The organism is Pseudonocardia sp. 73-21 (assembly GCF_001899645.1).
Classification (GTDB): domain Bacteria; phylum Actinomycetota; class Actinomycetes; order Mycobacteriales; family Pseudonocardiaceae; genus Pseudonocardia.
In genome coordinates this window covers 111,637-125,476 of record NZ_MKVV01000098.1, presented here as the reverse complement: position 1 = coordinate 125,476, position 13,840 = coordinate 111,637, and the positions used below count along the sequence as shown (strand labels likewise).

The 13,840-nt window shown below is 77.2% G+C and carries 8 protein-coding genes and 1 pseudogene; 6 read left to right on the top strand and 3 right to left on the bottom strand.

Going from position 1 to position 13,840, the window contains the following annotated elements; all coding sequences use genetic code 11:
* Positions 1-122: 122 nt before the first annotated feature.
* Positions 123-2,168, bottom strand: coding sequence for a primosomal protein N' (locus BGP03_RS31755; protein ID WP_298800638.1), 2,046 nt, complete (start codon positions 2,166-2,168; stop codon positions 123-125).
* Positions 2,169-2,822: 654 nt separating this feature from the next.
* Between BGP03_RS31755 and BGP03_RS31750 the strand changes: the two genes are divergently transcribed.
* From BGP03_RS31750 to BGP03_RS31730, 5 genes are all read left to right on the top strand, one after another.
* The gene (locus BGP03_RS31750) at positions 2,823-4,580 is read left to right on the top strand and encodes a glycosyltransferase family 2 protein (protein WP_298800597.1); all 1,758 of its coding nucleotides are present in this window, start codon (positions 2,823-2,825) and stop codon (positions 4,578-4,580) included.
* A complete protein-coding gene (locus tag BGP03_RS31745; protein WP_298800599.1) occupies positions 4,577-5,671 on the top strand; it encodes a glycosyl hydrolase in 1,095 nt (364 codons plus the stop codon). The genes BGP03_RS31750 and BGP03_RS31745 overlap by 4 nt, the downstream gene beginning before the upstream one ends.
* A gap of 86 nt (positions 5,672-5,757) precedes the next feature.
* Positions 5,758-7,785, top strand: a complete 2,028-nt coding sequence (locus BGP03_RS31740; protein ID WP_296377048.1) for a PQQ-binding-like beta-propeller repeat protein — start codon at positions 5,758-5,760, stop codon at positions 7,783-7,785.
* Entirely contained in the window at positions 7,782-9,590 is a 1,809-nt protein-coding gene (locus tag BGP03_RS31735) for an Hsp70 family protein (RefSeq protein ID WP_298800600.1), read from the top strand. The genes BGP03_RS31740 and BGP03_RS31735 overlap by 4 nt, the downstream gene beginning before the upstream one ends.
* Positions 9,581-10,369, top strand: a complete 789-nt coding sequence (locus BGP03_RS31730) for a PIG-L family deacetylase (protein WP_296377166.1) — start codon at positions 9,581-9,583, stop codon at positions 10,367-10,369. Before BGP03_RS31735 ends, BGP03_RS31730 begins: the two co-directional genes overlap by 10 nt.
* Before the next feature lie 3 nt (positions 10,370-10,372).
* Here BGP03_RS31730 and BGP03_RS31725 read toward each other — a convergent pair whose 3' ends face one another.
* Entirely contained in the window at positions 10,373-11,599 is a 1,227-nt protein-coding gene (locus BGP03_RS31725) for a beta-galactosidase (protein WP_298800601.1), read from the bottom strand.
* A 90-nt stretch (positions 11,600-11,689) separates the two neighbouring features.
* On the opposite strand from BGP03_RS31725, the gene BGP03_RS31720 reads away from it, so the two are divergent.
* Positions 11,690-12,793, top strand: a complete 1,104-nt coding sequence (locus BGP03_RS31720; protein ID WP_298800602.1) for a GNAT family N-acetyltransferase — start codon at positions 11,690-11,692, stop codon at positions 12,791-12,793.
* Between the two features lie 107 nt (positions 12,794-12,900).
* Here BGP03_RS31720 and BGP03_RS31715 read toward each other — a convergent pair.
* Positions 12,901-13,827 (bottom strand): annotated as a pseudogene (locus BGP03_RS31715) (glycosyltransferase family 4 protein); the annotation flags it as partial.
* Between the last annotated feature and the right edge of the window lie 13 nt (positions 13,828-13,840).

Below are 13,840 nucleotides of genomic sequence, written 5' to 3'. Positions count from 1 at the left end.
CGCCCGCCGATCACCGCAACGGACGGCCGGTGGCACGGCGCGGGGAACGCGGCCCCTCCGGACCGGTGCGCGCCGCGGAGCGGACGGGCTGGCCGGCCCCACCCGGAGGCCGGCCGCGCCCCTCAGCCGATCTCGATCGGGTCCAGGCGCACGCGCACGGGATCGGCGGACTTGCGCGCGGTGCGGGAGGCCTGGGCCGCGTGCAGGGTGGCCGCCAGGGCCCGGCCCTCGGTCCGGGGCACGCGCAGCAGGGCCCGTTCGCGGGGTTCGTCCGGCGCGCCCGGGCCGGGGGCGACCTCGATCTCGACCGGGCCGAGCACCTCCACGGTCTCGGGCAGCTCATCCAGCAGCTCCTCCAGCGCGGCCGCGCTGCCCTCCACAGCGGCCATCCGCACCGCGGGCGGGAACCCGACCTCGGTGCGCGAGGCCAGCTCGGTGGCCGCGTGCCCGGCCGGGTCCCAGCGCACGAGCGCCTGGACCACCGGCTCGCCCGCCTCGGCCATCACCACGACCCGGCCGCCGTCGGTGTGCGGCACGACGAGCGCGGCGGCACCGAGCCAGCGGCGCAGCGTCTCCTCGACCACCCGCAGGTCCGGCCGGGCGAGCAGGGCCCAGCCGTCGAGCAGCAGGGCGGCGCCGTAGCCGCCGGGCGTCCGGGGCTCGGCCCCCGGGGTGGCCACCACGATCTCCGCCCCGCCGGCGACGGTGGCCAGCACCGGCGATCCGCCGCCCGACGCCCGCACGACGGTGCCGGGGAAGGCCCGCCCGAGCTCCTCCGCGGTGCGCCCGGACCCGATCACACCCGCCCGCAGCCGCCGCGACCCGCACGCCGGGCAGCGGAACGCGGCCTCGGCCCGGCCGCACCACCGGCAGGTAGGCAGCGCAGCGTCCGTGGCCGCGTCCGGCGCACCGCGGCGCCCCGGCAGGCCGAGCGGACCCGCGCAGTGCCGGCACCGCGCGGTCTCCCGGCAGGACCCGCACGACAGCCACGGCACGTAGCCGGCCCGCGGCACCTGCACCAGCACCGGACGGCCCCCGGCCAGCCCCTCGCGCGCGGCCTCGAACGCGATCTTCGGCAGCCGGGCGGCGCGGGCCTGCGGATCGCGCACGAGCTGGCCGTCGGTCTCCCCGACGGGCGTGACGCGCGGCATCGCGGCCCGCACCGTGTGGCGCTCGGCCACCACCTCGCGCGCCCAACCCGACTCGACGAGCAGCTGGCCCTCCGCCGTGCGCGCGAAGCCCGCGACGAGCAGCGCGGCCCCGGCGGTGCGGGCGCGCAGCAGCAGCACGTCACGGACGTGCGGGTAGGGCGCGCGGGGCTCACCGTGCAGGTCGTCGCCGTCGTCCCAGATCGCCAGCAGCCCCAGCTCCGCCACCGGCGCGAACGCGGCCGACCGGGTGCCCACGACCACCCGGACCCGGCCGCGGCGGACCGCGAGCCACCGCCGGTACCGCTCGGCCGGCCCCAGCTCCGCCGTCAGCGCCACCACCGCCTCCGCCCCGAGCCGGGCGGCGCACGCGGCGTGCAGCGCGTCGACGTCGCGCTGGTCGGGCACCACCAGCAACGCACCCCGGCCCGCGGCGACGGTGGCCGCGGCGGCCTCCGCGAGCCGCTCGGTCCAGCTCTCACCGGGCAACGCCTGCCAGACGGCGTGCGCGGTGCGCCCCCCGGCCAGCGCGTCGAGCAGCGCGGGACCGCGGACGTAGCGCGCCCACCCGGGTGCGGCCGGTGCGGTGACCGGCGGCGGGGCCGCAAGCTCACCCACCGCCTCCGCCTCGACGCGGGCGTGCCGCGGCGGGACCGCGAGCCGCAGCACGTCGGCCATGACCCCGGCGCTGCGGTCGGCCACCGCGCGACACAGCGCCGCCACCTCCGGGGTCAGGACGGGCTCGGCGGAGACCACCTTCTCGACCCAGGCCAGCGTGCCGGTGTGCTCGGAGTCCGCCGCCCGCTCCAGCAGGTAGCCGTCCACGAGCCGGCCCGCGAACCGGACCCGCAGCCGCACCCCGGGCACCGCGAGCTCGTCGAGGTGGCCGGGCACGCGGTAGTCGAAGGGGCGGTCCAGATGGGCCAGCGCCACGTCGACGACCACCCGCGCGACCGGAAGCACCGCGGCGGGCTGCCACTCCCCCCGGTTGCGCACCCCACCCCGCGGCCCACGGGCCACCACCAGAAACCCTCCTCGTCGTGCCACGCACCTCGGCCCGGCCGGTCGCCCGGGCCCGCCGGCCGCCCCGCACAGGATGCCCGCGGGGTACGACGGTTCCGGCACCGGTGCCGCCCCGCGGCCGCCGACCGCCCTCCGCCGCGCCCGCCCCGGGGCACAGGTCCGGAGCCGACGGCACTTGCCATCCGGCTACATCTTCGTGCCGACAGCGACCGACGATTGTCCCCGCAGGAGATGGTCCTCGCCCTCGTTTGGCGGTTGGATGACCGCGTGACCTGATCGGGGGTGACGGCACAGCAGCAGGCGCCTCGACGAGGGGAACGCATGACGAGCCAGCAGCGGCACCCTCCGGTGCGACCTCCGCGGCCGCCCGCTGTGCAGCCGCCGGCCCCGGCCGGGCGGCGGTCGGGGTCTGCCGTCGCCGTCGCGCCACCGTCGGTCAGCACGCGCATCCCGGCGCCCCCGGCCGTGGTCGCGCCCACGCCGTCGCGTCACCCGGATCCCGCACGGACGCAGCCGCGCCTGCCGCAGCGGGCGCGCGCCGCTCCACCCCCGCCGGACCCCACCCGCCCGACCCGCCTGCCCCCGGTCACGCCGGCGGCTCCGGCAACCCGTGACGGCTCGCGCCGCCGCCCCGCTCCGACCCGGCCACCGGTGGCGGACCAGCCCACGACGCTGTTCCCCTCGACGAACCCGCGCGTCGACCGGGTCGCCGCCGAGTACCGGGATGCGGCCCGCATCACCGGTCCCCCCCGGCCCGCGGGTCGGCAGGTCTCCGTGCGGTTCCGCGCGACCGCGAGCCGCCGCGAGCTGCTCGTGCTGAGCGCGCTCGTCGGCGTCAACGTCGCCGTCGTCGCCGTGTTCGTCACCTGGCTGCTGCTGCCCAGCCACCTCCCCGGGCCGGGCGTGGTCGGGCTGGCCGGCGCGCGCCTCACGCTGAGCAGGCTGTGTCTCTGCCTGGTCCTGCTCGTGGAGCTGCTCCGGTTCGCCCAGAACGTCGCCCTGTGGGTGCTGGTCTACCGGATGCGCGACCCCCTGCCGATGGCGCCGCCGCCGGGGCTGCGTGTCGCGATGCTGACGACGATCGTCCCCGAGCGCGAGCCGGTCGAGATCGTCGAGCGCGCGCTCCGGGCAATGCGCCAGGTGCGCTACGCGGGCCACGTCGAGGTCTGGATCCTCGACGAGGGCGACTCCCCCGTCGTCCGCGCGATGGCGGCGCGGCTCGGGGTCCGCCACTTCACGCGCAGGTGGCGTCCCGAGCACAACCGGCCCACGGGTGAGTTCCGGGCGCGGTCCAAGGCGGGCAACCACAACGCCTGGCGGGCCGAGCACGCCGCCCGCTTCGACGTGATCTGCCAGATGGATCCCGACCACGTCCCGTTCCCGTGCTTCCTCGAGCGCACGCTGGGCTACTTCCGGGACCCCGAGGTCGCGTTCGTGGTGGCGCCGCAGGTGTACGGGAACCCCTACGAGACGTTCGTGGCGCGGGGTGCCGCCGTGCAGCAGTACGTGTTCTCGGGCGTCATCTCCCGTGCGGGCAACGGGCTCGGCGCCCCCCTGCTGATCGGGACCAACCACCTCTACCGGCCCGCGGCGTGGGACCAGATCGGCGGGTACCAGGACTCCGTCACCGAGGACCACCTCACCGGCATGCGCGTGCTCGGCACCGTCAACCCGGCCACCGGCCGGCGGTGGCGCGGCGTCTACACCCCCGACGTGCTCGCCATCGGCGAGGGCCCGACGAGCTGGACGGACTACTTCAACCAGCAGAAGCGGTGGGCCTACGGCATCTGGGAAATCAGGCGCAACCGGCGGCTGCGCGCCGGCATCCGGCTGTCGCGCCCGCAGCGGCTGCTGTTCGGGATGGTGCAGTTCTACTACCCGAGCGTGGCCGTCCACGTCCTGCTCGGGTCGCTCGCGACGGCGGGCTACCTCCTGCTCGACGCCCACCCGGCCCGGCTCGACGGGCAGGTCTGGGTAGCGCTCTGGGCGTCGGCGATGCTCGGCTGGCTCGTCGTGTGGCGGTGGCTGCGCCGGTACAACCTCGTCGCGCACGAGCGCGACGACCACGGCCTGCACGGCATCGCGCTGGCCCTGGTCGCCGGGCCGGTGTACGTCGCGGCCGGGGTCGCCGCCGTCCTGCGCCGCCCGCTCACCTACGTCGTCACGGCCAAGGGCCGGCTGCGCAGTGCCGACTCCGTGCGCGCCTTCCGGCTGCACCTGGGCTGGGCGGCGGGTTGGGCCGCGCTGCTCGTCTGCGGCCTGCTGGTCCCGCGCGGTCACGCCGCGGCCGCCGTCTGGGCCGCGGCGGGCGTCGCCATCGGCCTCGTTCCACCGCTGGCGGTGCTCGGCGGCCGGCTCCGTGCCCGGCGCACGCCGCGCGCGGCCCCCACCCGGACGGGCCGGCGATGAGACCGACCCTGCCCCGGGCCCTCGCCGCGACCGTGCTCGGCATGCTCGGCTGGTACACCTTCGTCGTCGGGCCGCAGCTGGCGTCGCCGGGCGCTCCCGAGAGCCGCTTCGTCTACGAGCGACCGCCGCCGCAGCAGATGGCGCAGCTCGCGCAGTTCCCGGCCGCGGGGCACACGTTCATCGGCGTGCAGACCGACGCCGGCACCAAGGACTTCGCGGGCGCGGAACGGTTCGCGACCGCGACCGGCACCCGGCCCTCCGTCTACGAGTTCTCGGCGGGCTGGGCGATCGACGAGTTCAGCCCCGAGCCCATCACCCGGGTGGCGGCGCGCGGGATGCTGCCGATGGTGTCCTGGGAGCCGTGGGACTTCCGGACGCAGGGCCCGTCCGATCACGGCCGCGCCGACCAGCCCGCCTGGCGCCTCGCCGAGATCACGGGCGGCGCCTACGACGACTACGTCCGGTCGTGGGCCCGGGGCATTGCGGACCTCAGCTACCCGGTGGCCGTGCGGCTGGGCCACGAGATGAACGGCACCTGGTACCCGTGGGCGGAGCGGGTGAACGGCAACCGGCCGGGTGACTTCGTGCGCATGTGGCACCACGTCCACGACCTGTTCGACGCGGCGGGTGCGCGCAACGTCATCTGGGTGTGGAGCCCCAACGTCGGATATGCGGGCAGCCAGCCGCTCGACACCCTCTACCCCGGCGACGCCTACGTGGACTGGGTGGGCCTGTCCGGCTACTACGGCACGGGGGGCCAGCGCGCCTACCGGCCGTTCGACCAGATCTTCGGCGAGACCCTGCGCAGCGTCGCCGGCATCAGCGCCCGTCCGGTCGTCATCGCCGAGACCGGGGCGACGGACGTCATCGGGCGCCGCGCGGACTGGATCCGGGACATGTTCCGCTCACTGGACCGGCACCCGGAGGTCATCGGCGTGATCTGGTTCGAGGTCGGCGGCGAGGTCGACTGGCGCATCGCCGGCGCACCGGACGCGGCCGGGGCGTTCCGAGCCGGAGCGGCCGCGCCGCGCTACGACGCGCCGTGGACGCCGTACACCCGTCCGCTGACGACCGTGGCGGCGCGGCGATGACGCCCCGGGCACGGCTCGCCGATGGCGGTCCGCCGATCCGTCTATCGTGGACCGGTTCGCGGAGGTCCGGGGTTCCATCAGGGGCGGTGGGCGTGGCGGCCGAGATGTTCGGGCGGTACCGGCTCGACGCCGTGCTGGGCCGGGGCGGCATGGGCGAGGTCTACCGGGCGTTCGACACCGAGAAGGGCCGGCACGTCGCCGTCAAGCGCCTGCGCCGCGACCTGGCCGCCGACCGGGTGTTCCAACGGCTGTTCCGCAACGAGTCCGAGCGCACGGCCCGCCTGGCCGAGCCGCACGTCATCCCGATCCACGACTACGGCGAGATCAACGGGCAGCTCTTCCTGGAGATGCGCCTGGTCGACGGGGTCGACCTCGGCACCCACCTGACCCGGCGCGGCGCGCTCCCGCCCCGGTCGGCCGTGACGGTCATCTCGCAGGTGGCGTCCGCACTGGACGCCGCGCACGCCGTCGGGATGGCCCACCGCGACGTCAAGCCGTCGAACATCCTGGTCAGCGGCCTCGTCACGGGGGTGCCGTTCGCCTACCTCGTCGACTTCGGCATCGCGCACCTGGCGCCGGAAGCGGGCGGCACGGTCGCGACGACCCGCGGCGCCCTGCTCGGCACGCTGGCGTACATGGCCCCGGAGCGGTTCGAGCACGTCCGCAACGCCGACGGGCGTCCCGTCGACCACGCCCGCGCGGACATCTACGCGCTGGCGTGCGTCACCTACGAGTGTCTGACGGCCCGCAAGCCCTTCAGCGGCGAACCCATCGCGCTGATGTGGGCCCACCTCAACAGCCCGCCGCCCCGGCCCAGCGCCGTCCTGCCCGGCCTGTCGACGGCGCTGGACGCCGTCGTCGCCCGGGGCATGGCCAAGCAACCGGCGCAGCGCCACCCGAGCGCGGGCGCGTTCGCCGCCGCCCTGCGGGACGCGGTCGGCGACGAGACCGACCCGCGGACCGGGCCGCCGACCGGGCCGGTCGGCACGGCGCCCCGGCCCACGACCCGGCCGATGTCCGGCCCGCGGGCGGGTGGCGGCACGGCGCCGCCCGCCCCGCCGCAGCCGCGGCGCCTGTCGCGGCGCGCACTGCTGGCCGGTGCGAGCGGGCTCGTCGCGGTGGCCGGCGCGGGCACGCTGGCCGCACGCCTCGTCGGGCCGGGCACGTCCGGTGGCACGGTGCGGTGGTCCGCGCCGACCGGGGGCCAGGTGCTCGCCCGGCCGAGCGCCGCGGGGACCGCCGTGTTCGGCGCGAGCAACGACGGCGCCCTCTACGCCTTCGGCGCGGCCGACGGGAGTCTGCGGTGGCGCTTCGCGACGCAGGCGGCCGTCGGCTCCGCCCCCGAGGTGCTCGGCGGGGTCGTCTACCTGGGCAGCGACGACGGCCACCTGTACGCGATCGAGACGACGACCGGCATCCAGCGGTGGGCGACGCGGCTGGGCGGCATCGTGCACTCCCCGCGGGCTGCGGGCGGTGTCGTCTACGTCGGGTGCGCCGACGCCAAGGTCTACGCCCTCGACGTGATCGGCGGCACCGTCCGGTGGAGCGCGGTGGGAGGCAACGACATGCACCAGGTCGTACTGGCCGGGGACACCGTCCTCGTCGGCGGCAGCGACACCTACCTCTACGCCCTCAACGGCGTCACTGGCGAGCGGCGGTGGCGGTTCGCGACGAAGGGCGCGGTCTCGGGCGCCTCGGCCGTCGCCGGTTCGACGGTGCTCACCGGCAGCACGGACGGACACCTCTACGCGCTCTCGCTCACCGACGGCACGCCCCGGTGGCAGGTCGACGGCGTGGGGTCCGCCGCCGTCCCGGTGGTCCTCGGCGACACCGTGTTCGTGGCCGCGGCCGGCAACGCACTGGTGGCGCTCGATCTCGCCACCGGGGCCCCCCGCTGGCGCTTCGAGACCACCGGGACCGTCCAGACCCCCGCCGTCGCCGGTGAGACGGTCTACGCCGGCTGCGCCGACAACAAGCTCTACGCCCTCGACGTCGCGGACGGGTCGCAGCGCTGGAGCGTCACCGTGGGTGGCCCGGTCTTCGCCGCGACGGCCGCCAACGGCGCCGTCTACGCGGGGGCGGGTGACAACCGGCTCTACGCGGTGTCGACATGAGCACCCGGGCCGCCGGTGGTGGGCACTACTGGCTCGGGGTCGACATCGGGAACGCGTGGGTCACGGCCGCGGTCGCCGACGGCGCGGGCGTCGAGACCGTCCCCCTGGGGCCCCACGCTCCCGGTCTGCCGGCCCTCGTCCACGTCGACCCCCAGGGTGCGGTCCGGACCGGCGACGACGCGGCGGCCGCCGCCGCGGCGGACCCGTGGTGGACCGTCGACCTGCTCGTGCGACGGCTGGACGACCCGGCCCCGGTCCGGTGCGGCCGCCACGAGCTCGAGGTCGCCGACCTGCTGGGCCGGGTGCTCCGCGACGTACTGGACCGGGTGACGGCGCAGCGTGCGGGGCCGCCCGCCGGGGTGGTGCTCACCCGTCCCGCGGCGTTGGGCCCACGCGGGCGCGACCGGCTCGTCGCGGCCGCCGCACGGGCGGGACGCCCGGATGCGACGACGACCACGGCCCCGCTCGCCCTCGGCGCGTGGTTCCTCGCGTCGAGCCGCCCCGAGCGCACGGTCGCCGTCTACGACTTCGGCGCGGGCTCGTGCGAGACCGCGGTCCTGCGGGTGCACGCGCCCGACGTGGAGCTCGCCTGCCGATCCGACGGCGTGCCGCGGCTGGGCGGGACGGAGCTGGACGAGCTCGTGCGCGAGGACCTCGACGCCCGCCTCGGCGGTGCGCTGTCGCGGTGGGACCCCGGTACCCCGGAGGGCGCCCACGCGCGCGGGCGCATCCTCGCGGCCTGCGTGCGGGCGAAGGAGACGCTCTCGGACCAGGCGGTGGCCGAGGTGCGGGTGCCGCTGCCGACGGGCAACCGTCGCGCCTTCCTCCGACGCGAGGACGCCGACGCGCTGTTCCGCCGTCCCGTCGGCGAGACCGTCGACGCGCTGCGGCGGGTGGTGGCCGCCGCGCCCGCGCGGCCCGAGGCCCTCGTCCTCGCGGGGGGTTCCGCCCGTATCCCGCTGGTCACCACGCTCGTGCGGGACGCTCTGGGGTCGCGCGTCCGCATCGCGAGGGCGCCCGACGACGCGGTCGCGCGCGGTGCGGCGCAGCTCGCGGCCTGCCGTGCGGGGATGCCCGCCCCACCCGCGCGGCCATCCCCGCGGCGCCGGACCCCCGCCCCGGCGCCGGCCCGCGGCGGGCCGCCGCTCGGGGCCGGCCCGGCGCCCGACGAACGGACCGAGACGGTGGCGCCCGAGGCCGGGCGGCGGCCCGGCCAGAATCCCGACGAACGGACCGACACGGTGGCGCTCGGGGCCGGGCCGCGGCCCGGCCCGGCACCCGACGAACGGACCGAGACGGTGGCGCCCGACCCCGCGACCCTCTCCGAGCCCACCGCCCCGGTGCCGTGGCCCGGTGCGCGGCGCCGCGGCCCCGGGCCGCTGCCCGCCCCCGGCGTCCGGGGCCCGGCGCACCGGCCGCCGCCGGCCGGTCGGCCCGCCCACCCGGCGGCGTACCCGCCGCCCCGGGCCCGCCCGCCGCAGCGTCCGGTCGCGCCGCCACCGGCCGCAGCCGGCCCGCCGGGCCCACCGCCCGTGGTCCGGTGGGCCGGTCCGCACCCGAACGCAGCCGGTCCGGTCACCCCTGCGGTGCCCGGCCCGCCGGGTGCCGAGCCCGCCACCCCGTCCGGCGGCGACGCCGACACGTCCTGGCGCAACCCGGCGATCGGACGACAGCTGGCCGTCGCGCTCGCCGTACTGGCCGTCGTCGTCGCGCTCGGGGTGATCGTGTTCGTCGTGCTGAACCGGGCCGACGCGACCGCCGGGCTCCTCGCCCCGCGGCTCCTCGGGGACCTCGGATGGACCTGACGCGGTCGGCCGTCCTCGGCGCGGCGGCCGCGGCCGGACGCCCCGTCCTCGTGCTCTCCGCACACCTCGACGACGCCGTCCTGTCGTGCGGTGCGCTGCTGTCCTCGCTGGTCGAGCACTGCCCGGTCACCGTCGTCACGCTGTTCACCGCCGCGGCGCCGCCGCCGCACACCCGCGCGGCGCGGTCGTTCCTGCGGCAGTGCGCCGCGGTCGACGCCGCGACCCTGTTCGCCGCGCGACGGTCCGAGGACGGCGAGGTCCTGGACGAGCTGGGCACCCGGTGGTGGCACCTCGGCGTCACCGACGCGCTGTTCCGGGCCCGGCGGGTCCCCGCCGCCGTGTCCCCCGCCGTCTCGGCAGCGGGCCGGTTGCTCCCCGAGCTCGTGCACCGCTACCCGACCTACCGCTTCGACATCGCCCTGGGCCGCGTCGCCCGCGCCGACCGGGCCCTGCCCCGGGTGCTCGCCGCCGAGCTGGCCGGCATCGACGCCGCGGCCGTGCTGGCCCCCGTCGGCGTCGGCGCACACGTCGACCACCTCCTCACGCGACGCACGGCCGAGCTGCTGGGCCGCCCGCTGGTGCGCTACTCGGACTTCCCCTACGACCTCACCGCCGCCGTCGACCGCGCCTACCTGGCGCGCCACGGCCTGCGGGAGTGGACGTGGGACACCGGCCTGCCCGCGAAGCAGCGGCTGGTCCGCGGCTACCGCACCCAGGTCGACGCGCTGTTCCCCGGCGGGGTGATCCCGACGCGCGCGGAGACCTACTACGAGCCCTGACCGCTACCGGGCCCCGACGAGCTCCGCGTAGCGCCGGAACGGGACCGTCCCGTCCCACAGCTGCGCGTCGTGGGCCCAGTAGAACGCGACGAGGCCGCAGGAGCGGGCCTGCCGGACCGCGGCGGCCATCATGCCCGTCCCGGACGTGTCGACGTAGAGCGCGTCCAGCGCGTCCGACTGGTGCCAGCCGGGGTTCTCCCCCGCCACCCCGAACCCGTTGCGGCGGGCCACGGCGGCGATCCACCGCGTCGCCGACCACGCGGTGGTCGTCCCGTCCGGTGCCCCGTCCAGTGCCGCGACGTCGTCCGCTCGGCAGCCGTCGTCGCCGCCGGAGCCGTCGGCCACCGAGCTGACGTAGGCCAGCAGATCCGACCGGCGCGGCAGCGCGGCGTAGAGGACCTGCCACGCCGCTCCCGAACCGAGCAGGCCCGACGGCAGGCCCTCCCGGACGGCGCGGTCGTAGTCACCGGGCTGCACCCCCACCCCGGGCGTGACGACCTCGTAGCTGCCCCGGAATCCCAGGCGCCCGAGGGTGTCGAGCTGCCAGCCGACGACGTCGGCGAGCGCCCCGACGTACCAGTCCGCCCACGCCCGCACCCGGCCCGGGTCCGGGCCCGGCGTGCCGGGCCGCCAGCCGGGCAGCGGGTTCGGCGGCATCGACGGCGGCAGCCCGGCACCGGTCTGGGCGTGCCGGTCGAACGCCCAGTACCCGCCGCCGGGATACAGCACCTCCGGGGAGCCGCCGGAGGTGAGCCGGACGGCGGCGACACCCGCGAGATCGAGCTGCCGCGCCACCTCGGAGAGATAGCCCTCGGCCGCGACGCGGGCGTCCTGGGCGAACACGAGGTTCGCCTCGGCCGAGACGGCGCCGTCCTGGTTGACGAAGCGTGCGTCCGGCAGTGCGAGGACCCAGTCCGGGGTGGCGTGCAGGCCGAGTCCCAGCGAGACCGGGCGCCCGGCCGCGCGCAGGGTGTCGATCTCCGTGCGTACCGACCCGAGGTAGTCCTCGTCGAACCGGCCGGGGGCCGGCTCGGCCTGCGCCCACGACAGCTCCACCATCGCGCCGGTCACCCCGGCCCGCACCTCGTCCTCGACGTGGTCCGGCTCCGTCACCAGCGTGCCGAACACCGGCTCGCCCGCGGGCGCGGCGGCCGCCTGGCCCAACAGCGAACAGCCGCCGACCGCCAGCACCGCGACCAGAGCCGCCGCGATCGCCGCGAGGAGCGACACCGACCTCCTGTTGCTGTCCGGCCTGCGCCAGTAGCCTCCCGCTGGTCGTCCGTCCCGCCGGGGCCGGGCCGGTGCACCGGGGAGGTCACGGTGAGTCGATCGGGGCTGGTGCAGGCGCTCTCGCCGGCGCTCGTCGAACGCTGGGACGCCCTGGCGCTGTCGACCGGCGCCCCGCCGTTCATGCGGCCCGGGTGGCTGCTGCCGTGGGCGGACGCGTTCGGCCGCACGGACGCGCTGCAGCTGGTCACCGTCGAACGCGGCGGCGAGCTGGTCGCCGCCCTGCCGGTGCTCGCGGGGCCGCTGAGCCTGCGCTCGTCCACCAACCAGGAGACCGCCCTGTACCGGCCGCTGTCGGTCGGCCCGGACGCCACGGCCGAACTGGCCGAGCGGCTGCTGGCGACGCGGCGGCAGCTGATCGACATGGCGGCCGTCGACCTCGGCGACCCCGGTGTCGTGGCCGTCCGCGAGGCGGCGGACCGGGCCCGCGTCGGGGTGCTGGTGCGGCCCATGCGCCGCTCGCCGTTCATCGACGTGTCCGGTGACCCCGCCGCGTTCCTGCGCGGGCTGTCGAAGAACCGCAGGCACGGCCTCAAGCGACTGCGCAGCCGCATGGCCGAGGCGGGCACCGTCGAGTTCGACGTCCGCGACGGGCGGGAGAACCTGGCCGCGCTGCTCGACGAGGGGTGGCGGCTGGAGGCCCGGGAGTGGAAGGTCGCGGTCGGCTCGGCGGTGCTCTCCTCGCCCGCCGCCGTCGCCTTCTACCGGGCGGCGACGGGCTGGGCGGCCGGGGAGGGGCTGCTGCGCCTGATGTTCCTGCGCGTGTCGGGGCAGGCGATCGGGTTCGGGCTGTGCCTGCGCCACGGGTCCACGCTCTCGTTCCTGAAGCTCGGGATGGACGACGCGCACGCCAAACTGGGGCCCGGTGTCGTGCTGACTCAGCATCTGATCGACTACGCCTTCGCGGATCCGGAGCTGCGCGAGCTCGACCTCCTGGGGGACAACGAGTCGTACAAGGCCGACCTCGCCAGCGGCACGCGCGAGCAGGCCCGGGTGATGCTGTTCCCCGGCCGCGCGGGACCGGCGCTGCGGGGCTCGGTCGAGGCCGCCGCGCGGACCCGGTCGGCGCTGGTGTCGCGGCTGTCCGACGACACGCGCCGGCGCCTGTCGACCGTCCGGAACCGCCTGCGCCGCTGAACCCGGCCCGCCCCCGGTGCGGATCCGGCCAGCAGCGCGGCCACGAGGTCCCGGTAGTGCCGGGTGACGACCGGCCAGGCGTGCTCGCGGGCCCGGTCGCGGGCGCTGCGACCGAGCGCGGCCCGCCGCGGCCCGTCGGCCGACAGGTCCCGCATCGCCGCGGCCAGCGCGCCCACGTCGAAGGGCGGGACGGCGACACCGCAGCCGGAACCGATCCACGCCAGCCGCTCGAGGTCGAAGTGGACGACGGCCTTGCCGTGGGAGAGGGCCTCCAGCGCGGTGAGGCAGAACGTCTCGTAGCGGGAGGGGACGACGGCGAAACGGCACTCGCGCAGGAGTGCCGTCTTGCGCTCGCCCTCGACGCGGCCGAGCAGCCGCACCCGGTCGGCCGCGGACGGCGGGACGAGCAAGCGAAGGCGCGCGACCTCGGCCGCGGTGCCCGACCCGGCGATGTCCAGCCGCAGCCCCGGCTCGGCCGCGACCGCATCGATCAGCAGGTCGAGCCCCTTCTGGCGGACGTCGATGCGCCCGAGGAAGAGGATCGGGCCCGCGGAGCCGCCCGGCTCGTCGGCCGGCATGTCCACACCGTTGGGAACGACCGTGACCCGCGCGCGGGGGTTGGCGGCGCGCACGAGGGCCGCGTCGACGTCGTTGAGGACGACGACGTCGCGGTAGAGCCGCAGCCCGCGGCGCTCGACCGCCTCGAACGGCAGCCCGTAGCGGCGCTGCATGTCCGCGCCGCAGAGCATCTGCACCAGAGCCAGAACCGGACGCCGCGCGGTGAGCGGCAGCAGGCTCGCCGAGACCGGCGGGGTGAGGCTCTCGATCCACAGCTCGGAGCGGTGCACCAGCGCGACCAGTGGCAGCAGCAGCTGGAACAGCACCTGCCCGCCGCGCGGCCCGGCCCAGCCGACCGGGAGGAACACGTAGCGGACGCCACCGTCGACCCCGGAGCGGGCGCCCCGGTAGGAGCCGCAGAACACGGTGACGGTGTGCTCGTCCGCCAGCGCGGCGGCGATCCGCGCGACCACCACCGCGCCGCCACCC

Bases quoted from the DNA above. Each gene is read 5' to 3' on its own strand.
- BGP03_RS31745 (WP_298800599.1), top strand. From the start codon at position 4,577: ATGAGACCGACCCTGCCCCGGGCCCTCGCCGCGACCGTGCTCGGCATG.
- BGP03_RS31735 (WP_298800600.1), top strand. From the start codon at position 7,782: ATGAGCACCCGGGCCGCCGGTGGTGGGCACTACTGGCTCGGGGTCGAC.
- BGP03_RS31730 (WP_296377166.1), top strand. From the start codon at position 9,581: ATGGACCTGACGCGGTCGGCCGTCCTCGGCGCGGCGGCCGCGGCCGGA.